This window comes from Sphingomonas adhaesiva, assembly GCF_002374855.1.
GTDB classification, from domain to species: domain Bacteria; phylum Pseudomonadota; class Alphaproteobacteria; order Sphingomonadales; family Sphingomonadaceae; genus Sphingomonas; species Sphingomonas adhaesiva.
This window is the reverse complement of sequence record NZ_NWVC01000009.1, coordinates 1-20045: the sequence shown is the minus strand read 5'-3', so window position 1 is coordinate 20045 and position 20045 is coordinate 1. Positions and strand designations below refer to the sequence as shown.

Below are 20045 nucleotides of genomic sequence, written 5' to 3'. Positions count from 1 at the left end.
TGAAACACAGACGTTCGGGGGCCAGTAACGCGCCGGGCGACTGATGTCGCTGGTGACCCCTACGGGACTCGAACCCGTGTTTTCGCCGTGAGAGGGCCGAGATCTGAAATTTTGATCATTCGCTTAGGTTCGCCGGCGTCGCGAAACACTAGGTAAACCGCCGTTATTGTCCTCCCCAGTTCGTCAGCGTATATTTGACGCATATTTGATGGGTTCGTGGAGCGGGTGGTGGCGAAGACGCTGATTGAGCATCGGATATCGGGACGGGCGGATCGTAAGCGGCTCGCGGCAAGCTCTACCCCTTACTGGCGAAGCGTCGATCCGGACGTGCACCTTGGCTATCGCAAGGGCGTGAGGGGAGGGACTTGGCTCGTTCGGTGGCGTGTGGGGGCGGGATATCGCCAGGCCAGCCTCGGCACTGCCGACGACGAGTTGCATGAAGGCACGATGAGCTTCGATACCGCGATCAGAGAGGCTCGCTCATTTGTCGAGCGTGCAAGAGCGTCAGAACGAGCGGCTGCTCAAGGCGCACCGACCACCGTAGGCTCGGCCATCGAAACCTACATTGGAAAGCGCGACGCTCGACACAAGGCGCGTTCCGGAAAGGCTGTTCGATCCGACGCAAATCACCGGCTGACACGGTACGTCATTGGCAAAGCCTCATCCGGTCGCCGAGCCGCCATCGCACGTGCGCCCCTCGCTGATGTCGAGCTTCACGCGCTGACTGAGGCACAGCTGAGAAACTGGCTCGGCGATCTGCCTGGCGAATTGAAAGAGGCAACGCAACGGCGCCTGATCAACGACCTACGCGCAGCCTTGAACGAAGCGTATTCCACCAAGCGAGACGGGTTGCCGGCAGGTCTGCCCGAAATCGTGAAGAATGGCCTGCGGCTCGACGCGGTCGCGTTTGATCGAGACCCGATTGCTCGCGAGAACCAGATCCTCAACGACGCTCAGATCTCACGGATCGTCGAGGTCGCCCGTGACGTGGACGCCGAGCAGGGATGGGAAGGAGACCTGTATCATCTCATTCTCGTGCTTGCCGCGACCGGATCGAGATTCTCGCAGATAGCGCGTGTTCGCGTCGGCGACTTTTTGCCCGGTGAATCGCGCCTGATGGTGCCGTTTAGTTACAAGGGTAAGCGCGAGCGTGGCGGTGAGACTCCCGTCCCGCTGGGGGCCGACGTCGTGGAAGCGCTCAAGACCGTCGCGGCAGGACGCTCGGCTTCTGAGCCGCTATTGCAGCGGTGGCGACGCAAGCAGGCGCCAGGGGGCATTCGGTGGGTGAAGGAGAGCCGGGGGGCTTGGGAGTTGGCAACTGAGATCGTTCGTGCGTGGGGCGTCATACGTGAAAGGGTTGGGCTGCCGGACATCGTTCCCTATGCTCTACGACACTCGAGCATCGTTAGGGGCATACGTGCAAACTTGCCGATCCGCCTTGTCGCCGAATTGCACGATACCTCGGTGGCCATGATTGAGCGCCACTATGGTCGCTATATCGCTGGCAGCTTTCATGAACTTGCGGCCAGGGCAGTGGTCCAGCTCGTACGTGACGGCTGATCGGAAAGCCGCACGACGAACGCCACTGCACGCAGCAGCGTGCACGCCTCGTTGGCGCTCGTTGTTGAACGTGGGCGCAAGCCATGAGCTGGACTTCGAGATGCCGCTCCAAGGGCTCGAAGCATATGCCTCTCTGCTGGAATTCAGACGTGCGTTCATGGTGGTGAGCAGCCTGGCAGATTTCGGGCGCGCGAGGACGATAGCGGCCGTCTGTTCATCAATCGCGGGACGACAGCTAACGACCAACTTAAGCCGTTCCCATCGGGGGGATGGGAACGACGGCTCGGACCGAAAGCGGCCGTTGGCGGCCACAATCGCTTGATCGGCGGTAGCGCCAAAGAATCGATTTCCGCACTGGCGGCTCCCGTCCAATCTCAGGCATTCGATAGCTTTGGCCGGCTCCCCGGAAGCGAACGCAAGAGAGCGCCTAGCCTCTGCGTCAGCACGCTTACGGGAACGGTGGCGGGACGACGCGACGTGGCGCGAGGAGCTCAATCAGTCCCGTCACGCTGCTTGACATTGGTCTTCCCCTTCTGCTCAATCGCGGCATGGGGAACGCGATCTCCCCACGAGGCGTCAGGCTGAAGTATCGTGTCCCTAGCTACCAGAGGACGCGTCATGCCTTCCACGAACGCCATCACGGCCGACAAGCTCGCCCGTCTCGTTGCCACGCCCCGCGGCCCCGCAATCATCGATATTCGGGCGCCTGCTGATTTCGATGCTTTGCCAAAGTTGATCCCGGGTGCAGTCCGCCGCGGCATCGCGGAGCTGGAGCATTGGCCGGGATCGCCCGTGCTGCTCGTCTGCGGCGATGGCCGCGCCGCCAGCCAAGGCGCGGCTGCCTGGTTGCGTCAGGCGGGCACGCCGGCGGAGGTACTCGAAGGCGGCATGTCCGCCTGGATCGCCGCAGGCCAGCCGACCATTGACACCGCTGCGCTGCCGCCGCGCGACGCGGCCGGCCGCACGCTCTGGGTGACGCGCGCTCGGCCCAAGGTGGACCGGATCGCGTGCCCCTGGCTGATCCGCCGATTCGTCGACCCGCAGGCACAATTCCTGTTCGTGCCGGCGCCGGACGTGCTCGGCGTCGCCGAGCGCATGGCCGCCACGCCCTTCGACATCCAGGCGGGCGGCCTGCAGTGGACGCATTACGGCGAGCGCTGCACGTTCGACGCGATGGTCGAAGGCTTCGGGCTCACCGGTTTCGCGCCGCTGGAACGGCTGGCGACGATCGTGCGGGGTGCCGATACCGGCTGCCCCGATCTCGCGCCCGAGGCGCCGGGGCTGCTGGCGATCTCACTTGGGCTGTCGCGCGCCTATGCCGACGATCTCGAGCACCTCGAAGCCGGGCTGCTGGTCTATGACGCGCTGTATCGCTGGTGCCGCGACGCAACGGGCGAGACGCATGATTGGGCGTCGCATACGCCCGCCACCAAGCGGGTGCCGGCATGAGCGCAGCGGTGGCGTCAGACGCCCCAGCCCGCCGCAGGCCAGAACCCGTTCCGCTGGGGCAGGCCTTTTGGGTCTGGCTGCGGATCGCGGCCCTGTCGTTCGGCGGTCCCGCCGGGCAGATCGCGGTGATGCACCGCATCCTGGTCGAAGAGAAGCGCTGGATCGGCGAGCACCGTTTCCTCCACGCGCTCAATTACTGCATGCTGCTGCCCGGCCCGGAGGCGCAGCAGTTGGCGACCTATATCGGGTGGCTGCTCCACCGCACCCGGGGCGGCATCGTTGCGGGCGTGCTGTTCATCCTGCCGGGCGTGATCGCCATCATGGCGCTCTCCTGGATCTATGCGCTCTATGGCCGTCTTGGCATCGTCTCTGCGCTGTTCTTCGGCCTGAAGGCGGCGGTGCTGGCGATCGTGCTGCAGGCGGTGACGCGGATCAGTGCGCGGGCGCTCAAGAATGGGGTAATGCGGGCGCTGGCGGGAGTCGCCTTTGTGCTGATCTTCTTCCTGGGGGTGCCGTTTCCACTGATCGTGCTGGCGGCGGGGCTGATCGGGTTCCTCGGCGCCCGCGCCGGCATGGCGGCGTTCCGCGTCGGTGGCGGGCATGGCGCGGCCAAGGGAACCATCGTCGAAGACGCGGACACGCTGCTGGGGGAGGAGCTGCCGCTGCATGCGCAGGTCTCCTGGCGGCAGGCGCTGCGGACGGCGCTGGTCTGGCTGACATTGTGGCTGGTGCCGGTCGCGGCCATGCTGATCGGCCTGGGGCCGAACCATGTGTTCAGTCAGATCGCGACCTTCTTCTCGAAGCTCGCCATGGTGACCTTCGGCGGGGCCTATGCCGTGCTGGCCTATGTCGCGCAGGCGGCGGTGCAATCTTATCACTGGCTGCAGCCCGGCGAGATGCTCGACGGGCTGGGCATGGCGGAGACCACCCCCGGTCCGCTGATCATGGTGCTGCAGTTCGTCGGCTTCATGGGCGCCTATCGTGCCCCCGGCATGCTGCACCCCCTGCTGGCTGCGACCCTGGGCGGGCTGATCGCCACCTGGGTGACCTTCGTGCCGTGCTTCCTGTGGATCTTCCTCGGCGCGCCGTTCATCGAGCGGCTGCGGGGGAATGCCGCGGTGGCCGGCGCACTCTCGGCGATCACGGCGGCGGTGGTGGGCGTGGTGCTGAACCTCGCTCTGTGGTTCGCCATCCACACGCTCTTTCGGGCGGTCCGGCCCTTCTCGACAGGCCCGATCCGACTGGACCTGCCCGTGCCTGCGAGCATCGATCTCTGGGCATTGCTGCTGTCGGCGGCGGCGATCCTGGCGATGCTGCGCTTCAAGGTCGGTGCCATCCCCACGCTCGTCGTCGCTGCGGCGGCAGGCATCCTCCTGCACTTCGCCGGTTTCACCCGATAGTTCCGCAGCCCAAGGAGTTTCATCATGACGGAAGCTAGCCTCGATCGCCGCCGCCTTCTCGCTGCTGGCGCTACCCTCGGCGTCGGCGCAGTCGCTGGGCGTGGCAGCGAAGCAGTAGCGGCGGCCACGGTGCCCGCAGCCGCGGGACGCAGCTTCTCGCCGCAGCCGCTGCCGTTTAACCCCGCGACCATCCCCGGGCTGTCCGAAAAGCTGCTCGTGAGCCACCACGACAACAACTATGTCGGCGCGGTGAAGCGCCTGGGCGCTATCACCGCGCAACTCGCTAGCCTGGACCCTGCCACCGCGCCAGGCTTCACCCTCAGTGGGCTGAAGCGCGAGGAGTTGATCGCCTGGAACTCAATGATCCTGCATGAGCTGTATTTCGCTGGCTTCGGCACGGCGACTGCGCCCGCAGCGGCGTTGGCAGAGGTGATCGAGCGCGACTTTGGCAGCTTCGATCGTGGGCCGCCGAGTTCGCTGGGGTCGGCAAGGCGCTGGCCGGCGGCTCCGGCTGGGTGCTGCTCACCTGGAGCCACCGCGACAACTGCCTGGTCAACCAATGGGCTGCGGACCACACGATGACGCTGGCCGGCGCGACCCCGATCCTTGCACTTGACATGTATGAGCACGCTTATGCGATCGACTATGGCGTCAAGGCTGACGCCTATGTGGGCGCCTATATGAAGGCGATCGACTGGCGGGAGGCCGCGCGGCGGTTCCGCTCATCGATAGCAGTCTAAACCAGCCACTCCTCCCCTGGAAACTGCCCATTGTGCAAATGAACGAAAAAGTAGTTGTCGACGCGATTGCACCCGGTGGCTTCGGAAAGCGCCGGCCGAGAATGGCTCCTTTGAGGGGCGGGCCGACGCGATATTCGTCGGTTCCCGCATGCGTTCACGATACCGCTGATCCCCTTCGTCCCTGCTCCAGCACCTTCCATAGCGTTCGAGAAAGCTGGTCCACCGAATACGGCTTGTGCAGAAGCTCGAAGCCGTGGGTGCCGTTCTGCGCCAAAACATGGCTATACCCACTCGTCAGGACTATTGGCAGGTCAGGGTAGCGATCGCGAATTTCCCGCGCGAGATCGATGCCACTCATGCCAGGCATTACTACATCGGAGAATATGATGTCGAACCGTCTCCCGCCGCGATCGAGTTCGGCCAATGCCTGTTCAGCGTTCGGCGCCAGCACAGAGTGGTAGCCCAACTCCCCCAGCGATCGCGTCGCAAACTCGCCAACGTCGGCATTGTCCTCTACTACCAGCACGCAGGTCGCATGCCCGTCTGGCAACGGTGACATGTTGGCCTCGCCTGCGCCGTGTCGATCGACGCCCTCGACGTGAGGCAGATAGAGCGTGAAGGTCGTTCCGACACCCACCTCGCTCTTCACAAGCACTTCGCCGCCGGATTGTTTGGCGAATCCAAATACCTGCGAGAGCCCGAGCCCCGTTCCTTTGCCGACGCCCTTGGTTGTGAAGAACGGCTCGAAAACTCGCTCGACCTGATCCGCCGGGATACCGGTTCCGGTGTCCGAGATGGAAATGGCAACAAATTCGCCGTGAACCTCAGGATGTGAACGCAGAGCCGGAATGGACGAAACGGGGGCAACCGTTATGGTCAGCACGCCCCCGCTTTGCATAGCATCGCGGGCGTTCGCCACCATGTTTACGATTGCCGTGTCAAACTGGTTGGAGTCGGCAAAGATGTGACATGCCGCGTCGGGCAAGGTGGTGGAGTAACGAATTCGCGAGCCGATAAGGGTGCCGATCACCTCTCCAATCGCGCTGATGCTACGGCCGACATCCAAGGTCTCGGCATTCAATGCCTGGCGGCGTGCGAATGCAAGCAGTTGACCAGTGAGTTTGGCAGCGCGATCGGCCGTGTCCGAGATGGCGTTGATGTATCGCCCACGCTTCTCCTCGCTAAGATCCGGCAGGCGCAGAAGGTCGACGGCCGAGCGAATGACGGTAAGAAGATTATTGAAGTCGTGCGCGACACCCCCGGTAAGCTGCCCTATTGCCTCCATCTTCTGGGACTGGCGAAGGGCTTCCTGAGCGACAGCCAAGTCTGCTTGTTGCGCCCGTTCAGCGCTTACATCTCGGCCATATGCGTAGATCCACTCTCCTTCCGGCGCAGCGACCCAGGAAATCGTGCGTAGTCCTCCGTCCTTGGTGCGATACCTGTTCTCAAAGGTCGGGAGCACTTGAGTCCGCGCATGCTCCAGCGCGCCCAACGACAGCGGCACGTCCTCCGGATGGATGAGGTCGAATACCGATCGACCGACCAGTTCTGCCTCGCTCCATCCAAGGATCGCGGTTGTGGCAGGATTCACCCGATGAAGCAGTCCTTCACCGTCGATAACGACGAAGATATCGCTTGCGTTACGCCATACTCGGTCGAGATCAGCTGCCACTTCAGACACGCGGCTTTCCAGCGTTTCGTTCATGGCACGCAAAGCGTCTTCTACGTCACGCTGCTCGGTGATGTCGGTATGTACGCCAACCCATTCCCGGATAGCATCCGCATTGTCGATTACCGGAATGGCGCGGATCGAGAAACGCCTCCACACGCCGTCATGACGGCGAACACGATGCTCAAACTTGAAGGTGCTCCGTGATCGGACGGCCTCGTTCCACGCTTTGATAGTGGGCTGCGCATCTTCGGGGTGAACGGCGTCCGCCCATCCATAACCCTGATACTCGTCATATGACTGGCCAGTTAGATGTGCCCAGCCCGATTGTTCACCACGCATCTCTCCTTCAGGCGTGTTGGTCCAAAGCACACCATGCGTGGCGCGGACGGCTGCCTGAAAACGCTCATTAGCTTCTTCCAGGAGCTGCGCTGCTCTGATCTGGTCGGACACTTCAGCGTTCGCCCCAAACCAGCGGGCGACAAGACCATCGGCTGACCGCATGGGGCAAATTCTGGTCTGGAAAGGTCGGTACTGACCGTCCGCCCCCCTCAGCGGAAAGGTCATCTCGAACGCCTTGCCGGTTCCAATCGCGGCGGTCCAGCGTTCCATTACTGCAGGAAGCACCTCCGGGTCATGCACCGACTGCCACCCCCAACCCTTCATTTGTTCTGGCGTTGTGCCGGTGTAATCGTACCACCGGCGATTGTACCAAGTGATGTAGCCGTCGCCGTCCGCAATCCAACACAAGGTGGGGATGTTGTCGGCAAGTTGGCGGCAGGAGGCCTCGTCCAACATGCTGGCGTTCGCAGGCTCTTCTAAGGCGTCTCGCCAGAACATGGCCGCAAGATCATTTGGGTCACCATCATTCATCCCCGTTTTCCCCAAGGCAACCGCTTGTTGCAGATTTCATCGCCGTATCAAGCCAGCGCGCCTCTGGCGCACGACCACGCTCCCAGTACCTGTTCTCGCCGATTGGCGGCGGGCTAGACTACTGCAACACTTCGGCAAAATAGGGAAGTAGACCACGCGGCGCCTTCGTGACGTCCTAGAGCGAGCAAGCGCCGGACGTCGGGTTCTGGCCAGACCTGCCGTCCATAACGTCACCACGGCATGTCCGGAAAATCCCAAACGCCCGTGTCCGGCTCCTCACCGGGAACGGGCGCCGTTGGGTTCAAATCTCGGTATTTTCGGCGAGGGCAAGAGCATCCTCCACGTCGATTCCGAGGTAGCGGACCGTATTTTCGATCTTGCTATGGCCGAGCAGGATCTGAACAGCACGAAGGTTGCCGGTGGCCCTGTAGATTATTGATGCTTTCGTTCGGCGCAGTGAGTGCGTGCCATACTCGCTTCGCATGAGACCGACACCTGTTACCCATTCGTCGACAAGCCTCGCATACTGGCGGGTGCTGAGATGCCCGTTATGATCAACCCTACTGGGGAAGACATAATCGTCGACCGTGCCGCCGCGCCGGTCCAACCAAGCCAGCAGGCTTGCCCGAGCGTCCGGCAATAGCTCGAACTGAACCGGTCTTCCCGTCTTTCGCTGCATCACGATTGCGCGCGTCCGGATCTGTCCGCCGCTGACAATGTCGCCGATCTTCATCTGTACCAGATCGCAGCCCCGAAGCTTGCTATCGATCGCAAGATCGAACAGCGCTCGATCTCGTAGGCGGCGGCGCTGATTGAGGTAGAACCGGATTTCCCAGATCTGTTTTGGTTTCAGAGCCCGCTTTGCACCGACCATCCTTCCGGCATTCCAGACCTGGCGCTTCGTGGCGCTGTGTTGGGTTTCAGGCATCTCCATCGTCGTTCTCCTATGGCCAAATTGGCCATCTGCAGAACGCTTGCGAGCGACGTGGGCGAATAAACTCGAGGCCTGTATCGACCAACTCAAGACATTCAGCGTCACTGATGTAAGCGTCAGCTTTTGCCAGAACCTGCCATTTGCCATCACCAATTCGTCCGGGCGATGCGTCCCAATATCGATCACTCGTCGACGGAACAACGGCTTCTGCAAGGCCGAGGTGATCCACAGGCAAGGACCGTGGGCGCGGCAAGCTACGAGCGATGTTGTGCAAAATTTCGTTGATCAGCCCCGGTCCACAAATCACGCGGCACCAGCATTGGATTTGCGTTTACGTTTCATGCATTGATTCTGTGAAACGTCGATGTATATAGGTTGGGTCGATCAGGAAAGGTACGGCCATGGCTGCTACGCTTCACGTCCTCCGGCCACAGACGCCTCCGCTCGCCGGCTTTCTCCGCCTTGGGCACACGGGTCACCGCAAGCTTGCTGAGCTTCACGCGGCGGGCCGCTTTCCCTACAAGCGCGTGGTCGTCGATGCCGCGCACTTCCTCGAGCAGCGCGATCTGGTGAAGTCGCTGAAGGCATCCGGCTGCGAAATCGTCATCGATCCGAACTTTGCCGAGATGGCGACAGCACGATTTGGATCGTTGGCGCTGCAGAAGCTGGGCTGGTCCAATGTGGACCGCCCCTGGCAGGACAGCGATTTCGGTACACGCCGCAACTATGACGCAGCGCGCGCGATTGCGAAGTTCGCAATCGAAGCTGGTGTGCATGCGATCCTTGCGCCGACCCACCTGATCGAGGCCAGCCAGCAAAGTTGGCGGACTGTCGACATGCGGATGTGCGAGGCACTTCGGCACGAGCTTGATCAGGCAGGGGGCCGGGAGATAGAGATCGACTATCAGTTTATCACGACCGCCGCGGTGCTTAAGGATGCCCCGCTGCGCGACAGATTGGCGGCGGACATCGCCGGCCTGCCAATCTCGAATGTCTGGCTGCGGGTTTCAGGTTTTGGTGCGACCGCGACGGGATTAGGCACGCGCACTTTCGTCGAGACGGTTCGCGCTCTTCACAAGATCGACCGCCCTTTGATCGTTGATATGGCCGGCGGCTTTGCCGGTTTGGCGACGCTGGCATTTGGCGCTGTCGCAGGCATTAGTCATGGTGTGGGGCAGAAGGAAGGGTTCAAGGCGAGCGACTGGAGCAAGCCGCCCAGTGGCGGCGGCGGTGCCGGTGCCCGCACCTATATCCCGGAGCTCGACCGCTACCTGAAGGAAGAGCAGCTCGCGGCCATCTACGCGGCGCGTGGCGGTCGCTCGCGGTTCAGCTGTAACGACCAAGGTTGCTGCCCGGGCGGCGCCGAGGATATGTTCGAAAATTCGCACGCGCATTTCATCAACCAGCGCCACCGGCAGATCGAGGATATCTCCGGGACGCCGGAGCTTCGTCGCAGCGAACAGTTCCTCCTGAAGCATCTCGATCCCGCCATCCGGTCGGCGCGTTTCGGTGCGAACCTCAAGATTGAGGACGCTAAGGTGGCGGAAACGGTGAATGCGGCGAAGGGTCGGATGATCCGTCTCCGCGATGCGCTCTCCGACCTTGATTCAAAAGGACAGCCTGATACCCGGTCGCCCGCCACCATCTTCAGGGGCGGATCAAAGAGTATCAGCGCGGTTCTCGGACGATAAACATGGCAAGTGCAGTCGCTACAATCATCAACGACCTACGGGAGCGCGGAGGGCTGAAAGGCACTGACGTCGCAAACATCGCGGCCGTGTCGCCCGCCACGGTATCCCGCTGGACCACAGGCACGTCGTTTCCGCAGCCCAAGACCCAGCTCCTGATCTCGGATCTTCGCTATGTCGTCGATCGGCTCGCCGACCTCTACGATCCCGAAGAGACGCGCCTATGGCTCTACGCCAAGCATCGCTTGCTCAACGGTGAGCGTGCGATCGATCTCATCCACGGAGGTCGAGCGGATGAGGTGCTGGGGATCATCGAAGGGCTGAACGAAGGGACGTACAGCTAAGGTGATGGGCTCGTCGCGGATGCATGACCGGGCGATCCTCGACGCCCTGGAGGCTACCGAAACGGCAGCACTCACCTTGGACGTATGGCGGATCACGCGGTCGGATCGCGATCCGATTCGCGGTTCTGCGGCACCGGGACGGTGGAGCCCCGGTGGTTCGATCGAGGTGCTCTATACGAGCCTCGAACGAGATGGCGCTCTTGCCGAAATCGGGTTCCGGCTCGGCCTCGAACCCGTCTGGCCAAGTCGCATCTCGCATCAGATCCACGCCATCGGGACCCAAACCGAGCGGACCCTCCATTTCGCAGACGTGCCGGCGCTCGCCGCATTCGGCATCGACACCGATCGCTATTCCAGCTTCGACTATAACGCGTGCCAAGCGCTCGCGGCGGCTGCGCACTTCATGGAGTTCGATGGGCTTCTCGTTCCAAGCGCTCGACATCGCTCTCAGAATCTCGTCGTGTTCATGGACCGCGACGCTGCGACCTCGCTCGAGGTCCGCTCGACCGAGGACGTGAACTGGGCAGCATGGCGGCGCGCCAGCAAGCGGTAGGGGGTGCGCGACATGACGGAAAAATCCAAGACGGAAGAGGCCGCCGGTCGCAGTCGTGACGCAGGTGTTGGTCGTGTCACGGATACGCTCATGCCCGTGCCAAGGGTGTCAGGCGTTTCTGGAGCCATGCCGTGACGGAGGTTTTCAAATTTGCCTATCCGCGCGAGATCTTCGATCGAGCCCCGGCGCAGCATCGTCTTGGATATCTTCTGCTGGGGCAGCTCTGGAACGATAGTATCCTGCTGACGCGCCAGCTCATCACGGCCCGGACCAAACCGCCTGAAGGACGCTCGGACGCAGACACGCATGGCCAGATTGCCAGCGAATTCCTCAATCTGCGATTTCTCGGCGCCCGTTTGAACGAGGGTGCCGAACTGCTGAAGGAGTTGGGCACATTTCTGCCATCCTGGAAGCAGGATCTTCCCGAAGAGGTCGTAGCGGCGGTCAAAACGATCCGGCGCTATTTCGACAAGAAACAGGCGCCGCTGCGTCTCCTCCGCCACAAGCTCGGCTTCCACCAGGACGTCGAGCTTGCCAAGCAGTCGCTGGACGGGATCCCGGACAACGAACTGGTGGATTATCGTGGACGGTTTTTCGCCACCACCCTGTTCATGAGTGCGGAGGTCCTGCACCTGCGCGCGCTTGCTCTTTTGCTTGAGATTGATTCGAGTCGGGATGCGCTGAACGTCGTGGCTGAAGACGTGACGACGCTCCTCAGCGAGTTTCACTGCGTCTGTCAGGGCTATCACGATTGGTTCATGGCAACACACGTCCTGCCTGAATTCGGACTGGATCATGGAGAGATGCTCTCGCTGGCGAACGCACCCCGGATCGAGGACGTCGTGACGCCTTTTTTCTCCAATTTTGAGACTATGAAAGAACGGGTCGATGCCCGGACGGATGGTCGTGCGGAAGGCTAGCGTTCATGGCTGCCGATCGCTTATCAGTGAAGCAGCGAGATCGACCATTTGCAGGGCCGGCAGACTTTGCCGAATGCGCAGAGAAAGACATACAGCTTGATGGCGAAGGAATTGGATGAGCAGCAAGCGGCCGAGGTCGCTAGTATCCGCGAGCGGATCAAGGACCTGATCGAGCGCGCCTTCGCCAAAGGCAAGCCGGCTTATTTTCTCGCACAGCTTGGGAACGAGCTTAGCGATCAGGATCGCAAGACACTGGAGCATCTCACCGGCACCAAGGTCGCGCGCTTTGTGATGGACAACTTCGACTACGAGGTCGGTCGCACCGGGCAGCACGAAAACATTCTCTACCTTGTTGCGCCTCACGGGAATGGGGCGATCCGGCCCGAGCTGGCCCCGCGGTACAACGGCCGCTTTTGGGCGGCGTTCAAAATACCATTGGATGCCGGCGAGCAGCGCTTCATCAACCTGGAAACGTTCGAGTTCGGGCCGGATGCCACTGCGATCGCGGCCCAGGATGCGCAAGTCCGCGAAATTTCCCCAGACTTCCTTCCCCGAGGCGGAGAGGTGCCGACTTCCGAGGAGATTCTCAAGCGGATCGCGGGGTGGCTTGAGGCGCAAAAACTAGACCAAGCTGCCTTCTTGATCCAGCGGCGCAAGCGCCATCGCGGTCAGGACGATCTGCTCTCGGCGCTTATCAACGCCCTCGACAAGGACCAGCTTAAGCGCGTTAGCCTCCCGCTTGACGTCATCCAAACGCTCGGCACAACCAAGCGCGACTAAATGCAGATTCTAACCTGCATCGCGGGGCTACCGCGCGCGGTAGTAGACGAGATCCGTTCGCTGCCGGCTGCGCGCTTCACCGAAGATGACGGCAATCGGCCGATCATGAGACCGGTCAAGCCGCCGTTCGCGTTCCGGCCCGGGATGGAGGAAGGCTATCATCAGGATCTTCGGGACCGCATCGCACAACTCAATCCGCATGACGAAGCGGCCGTGATCCTGGCATATGTCAACTATCCGAATTCCGAGACCTCGCGGTTCGTGGCGACCTTCTTTCCATTCGCAATCCATGCGCCGCTTGAGCCCTTCGACCCCGAGGCTGGTCCCAAGTCTACGCGCCGCGCCGCGCTCGTCGCCTATGTCGATGCCATTGAAAAGGCGCTGACCAAGCTTGTCGCCAAGATGCGCGGCGTGCGCGACGCGCTGAGCGGTCGCAACTTCACGCCGTTGCTGCTTCCGCTTGGCAACTTCAAATCCGATATTGTTCGTCCCCAAATTGCCGCCTTGTACGACGCACTTGGAACGGCACCCGATCCACGCACTTTGCTCGAGATCGCGAGCAAGTCGATCGCCGCTGCGCACCCGATCGGGCTCATCGGAGAGGGAAAGAAACGAACCCGCTTCTACGAAGACGCGCGGCGGCTGCGCTTCAAGAGTCCGGGAAGCAATCGGCATGGTATGGCCCAACAGGGTGGTGCGGGGCACGGGCCACACTGCCTCATCAACGGCAGGGTTCGGCTGGGCGGCCCGTTCGATTCCCAATTCCATTACGACTGCGAGTATGCGCGCGGCAATGTGGATCGGGAATATCCCAACTGCCACGCTGAAAATATAGCGCCAGCCGATGCACAATACGTCAACATCGCGCCCAACGATTACGTTCGCTGACAACGTAACGGGGCAAGTCGTTTCCGACCCGCCCCGCCCGTCAAACTGGCTTGCTCTTCAGCATCACGGACAATGACGAAGCACACGGCTTCGTATCATCCTCACACCTACCTTCGCGTATCCGACCACATCAAACGTGCCAGGCCTGGCCGCATTTGACATCTAACCGAACCGCGCACGTACGAGATTGCCGCAAGGGAACAATCTCGTACTCGACTGGCTTTGCGAACTGCCAACAGCCGTAACTGCCCGCAGCCGGTCCGCTCGTGCGTTGCCGTACGGGCTATATATAGTAGGTTCAGGTAATTTCAAATTTCTTATCGGCGTACTGGTATGCGCCAACCGGTAGCCGGCGAACTGAGTATGTCGGAGGAGGTCGCATAACCAACGTCCTATCAACAGTCGTCGCAAATACACCCCGTTAACGCCGTTCCGGCCCGTCCAATGGCTAATCTCGCCAAAAAGGACGGTCGGATTCGGCGACGTTACAAGTCTGTCGCCTGTCGACCAGACTGCGACGTTCGTAAGTTGCGCCTTCAACGGCAGCTTCTGTCAAAAGTCGATGCCACAGGCTTCCTCGACCGGTCTCGGGAGTACCCCGAACTGGCCGTAAGCCGTCAGGCGGCTTTCGGGTAGGGAAATGCGAAAGCGGACACCAGCTTGCAGTGGCTGACACGTGCTATCGGGTATCGCATCCCTAACGGCCTCTGGGCCGTGACCTGCCAGACTGCTTTTGCCACCAGCGGACTTTCGCACAAGCAATTGAGCGAAATCGCCGGCTGATCACCACTGACACCAGGCTTGCCGATCGGTTCGATCCAGTGATTTCTGAGCCGCGCCTTGATCTCATTTGACGCCGCCAACGCGACTGACGCAAATGCTCGCCACCCGGATCGAAATGGTTTATTAGAGTTGCGCCAGAGATCAGAGGTTTAATTGGTTCAGTTCGCTACATGGTGCAATTCATCAGCGACGCCGGTCGGGGCGCACAATTTGCAGATTCTCACCGGCGATCCGGCGCGGCTGCACCTGGGCGTCGGCGCAACCGCCGCCGTCGTACCCGGCCATTACGCCTCCGAGGAGCGGATCGCGCATGTGCTCCGCCACTTGGGCAAGCCCCAGGCTGCCGCCATAATTGAGGCCAAGTTGCCCACGACCAAACAGATCCGGTCGGGTGATCTCGGCGAGATTTTCGCGACCGAGTGGATAGTGACCAATACGTTATATCAGGTTCCTATCAAACGATTGCGCTGGAAGGACCACCGCAACATGGCCATGCGCGGCGAGGACGTGATCGGGATTGCCCAAGATCCGATCACGTCGCGGCTGCTGTTTCTTAAGACTGAAGCGAAGAGTCGCGCTACGCTCACCGGTCAAGTGCTCGTGGAGGCGCGCGCAGGGCTCGACAAGGAGAACGGGCTGCCGTCGGCGCATGCGCTGTCCTACATATCAGCCCGGTTGTTCGAGACTGGCGACCACGTGCTGGCTGACGCGATCGATCAGGCAACCTTCAATTTGGGTATTCAACCGAACTCGGTCCGGCATTTGCTATTCACCTTTTCGGGGAACGCGCCGCATGCGCTGCTCACCGCGTCGCTTCAGGCCTACGGCGGGAATTACGGGCAGATGAGCGTCGGGTTGGAGGTCAACGGTCATCCGGCGTTCGTTGGCGCGATTTATGATCAGGTGATCGCCAATGCCAACCAGCCCTGAAGCGATCCAGGCCGCGATCGAGCTTGCCGCTACCGCCGGCTTCCGCGGCCGGCTCATCGCGCGCGGCCAGGCCCGTGCGATGGTCTGGCGCGATGGCGTGCTGCCGGCCGACGCACCCGCCTTCTCGTCACAGCTCAGCTACGATCTCACGACCTACGCCTATTCGTTGCTCGATCTCGGTCTCAGGCTCCGCGATCTCGACGGCGACCAGGCGAGCGCGCGCACTGCCTTCGAGCAGGCCGCCACCGCCCTCGAAGCGGTCATCGCCAAAGGCGATCCGGCTGACCCCGACCGAGACTTCCACTTTGTCATGGCCGCTGCGAGCTATCACCTCGCCCACCTGTCCGCGCGCGCCTACTCGCTGCTCAGCATCGTCGCCGCCGACGCCAACTTTTCACCGCTGGAGCGCGCCCTCGCGCTCCTGATGCGACGCGACTTCCGCGACCTAGAGGTCATGGTTCTGGCGTTCAGGACCGGCGGTGTCGCGAGCGACGCGCGGATCGCCGCGGCGATCGAGGCTGGGCTGGAACCTGCACAACCCGACGGGGCCGAGCCGGGAGCGGCGCTGATCGATGGTGTGAACCTCGCGCTGACCGATAAATTTTTCGGCGCCATCGCCACTTATCTGCTCGCGCTGGAGCGCGGCGATCTCGCCTTGGTCGAAGCTGGCTTGAATGACCTGCGTGTCGGGCTCACGGCCTGTGCGGAGCTTAATCTCATTCCGCACTGGTGGGCCTATCGCATCGGCCTGCACCTGCTCGCCGACCTGTGGAGCAGCACCTTTCACCAGCGCTTGCCCGCGCTGCCCGTCGGCGGCGCCGCGCCGGACTGGCTCGGCATGCGCGAGCTCTTCATCGCGCTTATGCTGCGCCGGCCCCGCGCGGAGGTAGACCTCTGGCCGTCTCAGATCGCCGCCGCTGAGCGCGCGGCCGACCAAGGCGACGATCTGGTGGTGTCGCTGCCGACAAGCGCCGGCAAAACCCGAATCGCCGAACTGGCGATCCTGCGCTGCCTCGCCGGTGGCCAGCGCGTCATGTTCGTAACGCCGCTCCGCGCATTGTCCGCGCAAACCGAGACCACGCTCCAGCGCACCTTCGCCCCATTGGGAAAGACTGTCTCGGCGCTTTATGGGAGCATCGGCGACAGCGGCCTCGACGAGGATGCGATCCGCACCCGCAACGTCGTCGTCGCCACGCCCGAGAAGCTCGACTTCGCGCTCCGCAACGATCCGTCGCTGCTCGACGATGTCGGCCTGCTCGTCTTCGACGAAGGGCACATGATCGGGCTAAATGAGCGGGAAGTGCGCTACGAGGTTCAGATCCAGCGGTTGCTGCGACGCCCTGATGCTGCCGCGCGGCGGATCGTATGCCTTTCAGCGATCTTGCCTGACGGCAACCAACTCGAGGACTTTGCCGATTGGCTGCGCCGGGATGCGCCGGGCGGGCTCATCAAGAATGATGGGCGTCCGACTCGCTTGCGCTTCGGCGAGGTCACCTGGAATGGACAGACGGCGCGCCTCGATCTGCGCGTCGGCGACGAACGTACGTGGGTGCAGACCTACCTGACCGGCACCGTTCCAACGGCATACAAGCCGCCTAAACGGCAGCGTAGCACACTCTATCCGCACGATCAGCGCGAGCTGTGCCTCGCAACCGCGTGGCGCCTGGTCGAGGATGGCCAGACGGTGCTGGTTTACTGCCCGGAGCGCCGCGGCGTCGAACCCTACGCCAACGTAATCGTGGACCTGCACGAGCGAGGCGCGTTGCCGTCGCTTTACACCAAAGACCCCAATCTGCTGAACACTGCGCTGACGCTCGGGGAAGAATGGTTGGGAGTTGGTCACCCCATACTTAGCTGCTTGCGACTGGGGGTAGCACTACATCACGGCGCCTTGCCGACCGCCTACCGCAAGGAGGTCGAGCGCCTGCTGCGCGACGGCGTGCTGCAGGTGACGATCTCGTCGCCGACCTTAGCACAGGGCCTGAACCTCTCGGCGACCGCGGTGGTGATGCACGGACTTCACCGCTCGGGTGCGCGGATCGAGGCGTCGGAGTTCAAGAACGTCATCGGCCGGGCCGGCCGCGCCTTCATCGATGTCGAGGGGCTCGTGCTCTATCCCATCTTCGACAAGCTGGCGAAACGGCGGGCTACCTGGAATGGCTTGGTCGATGATTTAGGCGCACGCGAAATGGAGAGCGGGCTCGTCCGGCTGATCATGGAGCTGTTGACCCGGCTGCACCGCAAGGTCGGAGGCGACTTTGATCAGCTAGTCGAATACGTGGTCAACAATGCTGAACCCTGGGCCTTCCCGGAGCTTGCTGGTGAGAAGCCCACCGACCGCGACCGCGCACAGAAGGCGTGGAATGAGCAGGTGGCGATGCTGGACACGGCCATCCTCAGCCTGATCGGCGAGCACGACGTCCCCGATGCCGAGATCGCCGCGACCCTCGATACCGTGCTTCAATCCTCGCTATGGAGCCGCCGCCTGGCGCGCGTCGCCGACGTCCGGCAGAACACATTGAGGACCATTCTCCTGACGCGCGCGCGGCTTATCTGGGCGCAGACCACCGCGACGCAGCGGCGCGGCTACTTTCTTGCCGGCTTGGGTCTGCAGGCGGGCCACGCGCTTGACGCGATCGCGGCTGAAGCCAACGAACTTCTGGTCAAAGCCAATACCGCCCTGATGACCGGCGATCGGAACGGCGCGATCGACGCCATCACCGGCATCGCCGAGCGGGTGTTCCCCTTCGCGCCGTTTACGCCGGACCCCCTTCCGGAAAACTGGAAAGCCGTTCTACGCGCCTGGCTACTGGGCAAGCCTATCAACGGCGGCAATCCGGACGAAGCGAACGAGATGCTGCGATTCATCGAGAACGGGCTGGTCTACCGCCTGCCCTGGGCAATGGAGTCGATCAGGGTTCGCGCCAGCGCCAGCAGTGACAAGGTCGGCGATGTCCCGGTCGACGATTACGAACTCGGACTGGCGGTTCCTGCGGTGGAAACCGGTACCACGGTGAGAGCCGCCTCATTTCTCATCCAAGCCGGTTTCAATTCACGACTGGCCGCAATCAAGGTTGTGGAAGACACGGCCGCGAGCTTCGATAGCGGTGCGGAATTGCGTGCTTGGTTGAGGAGCGACCTGGTTCGCCAGCTGACCGCGTCGCCAGACTGGCCAACCGCGGCCACGAAGCCGCTGTGGCTGGACTGGGTGTTTGGGTTCGTGCCGCCGGACAGCCGAGCGTGGTCAGATCAGCGCTTCTTTGCGCCCGTCGAGTGGAGCGTTCACCCACCGCCAGCATCCGGAGCGCCGGTGCGAGCGCATCACATCGCGAACGAGCCGTTCATCCTGTCGTCCACCGGCGAGCGGCTGGGCAAACTCCATGCGCCACTAAATCCCGCGCGTCGCGGGTTGGTCAGGGTGACGGTTGCGAATGAACCAGGGCGGATCAATGTGGCCTATCTCGGTCCTGATGATCTATGGATCACCTGATGGTTGCGAGGGGAGGTCGCCCGAAGGTGCCAGTCCGCTACCGGCTTAGCCTCGATCGCTACTCGATCAAACTTTTCGCGGCCGCGAACGTCAGCTTCAGCTGAAATACGACCTTCACGGTCGGGCTCACGAACGACGGCCTTGTCCCACATCACGTCGTTCCGCGTAGGCCTCTGCGGCGCCTCGCGGAATGATCAGTTCACATGAACGCATGGGCAAAGTTGGGAAGCGCAACAAGGCCGCGGAATGGCTAGAAATGGGTCCTCGCCGTCGCGAAATCGTCGAAGAGGATCGCTTGCAGTTTGGCGGATCGGCATGGCATCCCGAATCTGGCCATTCCAATGACTCGGAGGAATACCGATTTCCGTGTTTGACGCACCTTTTATGAATGCGCAGTTTGAAATAAATTGTGAAAAAATGTGAATTCTTTAGTCTTTGAGAGGCCATGCCTGCCCTTTGCTTTCTCGACAATTCTCCTAATCGAAACCTTTCGGTATTGCTGTTCGCTTGCAGTCTGGAGCACCAATTACCGACTTACTTGTTGCCGACACCTTCACGATACGCGCGGCGTACGGACGCAGGCGCTTTGTTCATGAACAAAAGGATCGCATAACCGGGGCAGTATCGAGCGCTGGCAAGATGCGGGTCAAAGATCGCAGTTTCGTCCTGCGGATCGTACGCATCGCAGAAGTCTCGAGCCGCTCGGTCTACGCGCTCCACGAGCTCGTTCCGCCCAGCCGAGGTATCGAGCGCGAGGTCGGTGTAGCGCACCACCATGTCAGGAGGTGGATGCGGCGTCGTGCGGGGCGTGGCACAGGCGGACAGCAGAAGTGCATTCAGCACCCATGATCGTTTCATGGCTTTGCCTTTGTATGAGGGCCGACAGCCTCCGTGGCGTGGCACGCACGCGGCTGAAGGTAAGCGTCCGGTCTTCTCCACCTTGCTGACGAGGTGATGCGCAAGCCACAGGTGCGGCACTGTGGCAGACACCGGTGCGGCATCATGGCGACGCGAATTATCGAGATGGTCGGGACTGAGCCGCGC

At 62.0% G+C, this 20045-nt stretch carries 16 protein-coding genes; 13 read left to right on the top strand and 3 right to left on the bottom strand.

What is annotated here, in order from left to right:
• Positions 1–228 precede the first annotated feature (228 nt).
• The 5 genes from COA07_RS15165 (at position 229) to COA07_RS18450 (ending at position 5149) form a co-directional block, all read left to right on the top strand.
• Positions 229–1560 carry a tyrosine-type recombinase/integrase gene (locus COA07_RS15165; protein WP_066706723.1) on the top strand — a complete coding sequence of 444 codons (1332 nt, stop codon included), beginning with the start codon at positions 229–231 and terminating at the stop codon, positions 1558–1560.
• 618 nt (positions 1561–2178) lie between these two features.
• Positions 2179–3009, top strand: a complete 831-nt coding sequence (locus COA07_RS15160; protein ID WP_066706688.1) for a chromate resistance protein ChrB domain-containing protein — start codon at positions 2179–2181, stop codon at positions 3007–3009.
• Complete coding sequence (chrA, locus tag COA07_RS15155) at positions 3006–4409, top strand: chromate efflux transporter (protein WP_066706686.1); 1404 nt, start codon at positions 3006–3008, stop codon at positions 4407–4409. The genes COA07_RS15160 and chrA overlap by 4 nt, the downstream gene beginning before the upstream one ends.
• Before the next feature lie 24 nt (positions 4410–4433).
• Positions 4434–4991 carry a hypothetical protein gene (locus tag COA07_RS15150; RefSeq protein WP_211280982.1) on the top strand — a complete coding sequence of 186 codons (558 nt, stop codon included), beginning with the start codon at positions 4434–4436 and terminating at the stop codon, positions 4989–4991.
• A complete protein-coding gene (locus tag COA07_RS18450) occupies positions 4925–5149 on the top strand; it encodes a Fe-Mn family superoxide dismutase (protein ID WP_245842186.1) in 225 nt (74 codons plus the stop codon). The genes COA07_RS15150 and COA07_RS18450 overlap by 67 nt, the downstream gene beginning before the upstream one ends.
• Before the next feature lie 154 nt (positions 5150–5303).
• Here COA07_RS18450 and COA07_RS18615 read toward each other — a convergent pair whose 3' ends face one another.
• On the bottom strand, positions 5304–7691 hold the full coding sequence (locus COA07_RS18615) for a hybrid sensor histidine kinase/response regulator (RefSeq protein ID WP_083956671.1): 2388 nt from the start codon (positions 7689–7691) through the stop codon (positions 5304–5306).
• Positions 7692–7992: 301 nt separating this feature from the next.
• A complete protein-coding gene (locus tag COA07_RS15140; protein ID WP_066706676.1) occupies positions 7993–8625 on the bottom strand; it encodes a tyrosine-type recombinase/integrase in 633 nt (210 codons plus the stop codon).
• Between the two features lie 401 nt (positions 8626–9026).
• Between COA07_RS15140 and COA07_RS15135 the strand changes: the two genes are divergently transcribed.
• The 8 genes from COA07_RS15135 (at position 9027) to COA07_RS15100 (ending at position 19001) form a co-directional block, all read left to right on the top strand.
• Positions 9027–10316: a hypothetical protein gene (locus COA07_RS15135; protein WP_096641311.1), complete on the top strand. Its 1290-nt coding sequence runs from the start codon at positions 9027–9029 to the stop codon at positions 10314–10316.
• A gap of 2 nt (positions 10317–10318) precedes the next feature.
• A complete protein-coding gene (locus COA07_RS15130) occupies positions 10319–10657 on the top strand; it encodes a helix-turn-helix domain-containing protein (RefSeq protein ID WP_066706670.1) in 339 nt (112 codons plus the stop codon).
• A 4-nt stretch (positions 10658–10661) separates the two neighbouring features.
• Complete coding sequence (locus COA07_RS15125; protein ID WP_066706720.1) at positions 10662–11210, top strand: RES family NAD+ phosphorylase; 549 nt, start codon at positions 10662–10664, stop codon at positions 11208–11210.
• Between the two features lie 131 nt (positions 11211–11341).
• A complete protein-coding gene (locus COA07_RS15120; protein ID WP_066706668.1) occupies positions 11342–12130 on the top strand; it encodes a hypothetical protein in 789 nt (262 codons plus the stop codon).
• Positions 12131–12229: 99 nt separating this feature from the next.
• Positions 12230–12910 carry a hypothetical protein gene (locus COA07_RS15115; RefSeq protein ID WP_141396552.1) on the top strand — a complete coding sequence of 227 codons (681 nt, stop codon included), beginning with the start codon at positions 12230–12232 and terminating at the stop codon, positions 12908–12910.
• On the top strand, positions 12911–13798 hold the full coding sequence (locus tag COA07_RS15110; RefSeq protein ID WP_066706662.1) for a hypothetical protein: 888 nt from the start codon (positions 12911–12913) through the stop codon (positions 13796–13798). It begins immediately after the preceding gene.
• Positions 13799–14791: 993 nt separating this feature from the next.
• Positions 14792–15511: a Hachiman antiphage defense system protein HamA gene (locus COA07_RS15105; RefSeq protein WP_211280981.1), complete on the top strand. Its 720-nt coding sequence runs from the start codon at positions 14792–14794 to the stop codon at positions 15509–15511.
• The gene (locus tag COA07_RS15100; RefSeq protein WP_066706656.1) at positions 15495–19001 is read left to right on the top strand and encodes a DEAD/DEAH box helicase; all 3507 of its coding nucleotides are present in this window, start codon (positions 15495–15497) and stop codon (positions 18999–19001) included. The genes COA07_RS15105 and COA07_RS15100 overlap by 17 nt, the downstream gene beginning before the upstream one ends.
• Before the next feature lie 534 nt (positions 19002–19535).
• Here the strand turns inward: COA07_RS15100 and COA07_RS18610 are convergent.
• Positions 19536–20045 (bottom strand): UrcA family protein (locus COA07_RS18610; RefSeq protein WP_245842185.1); only part of this gene is annotated, 510 nt, incomplete at its 5' end.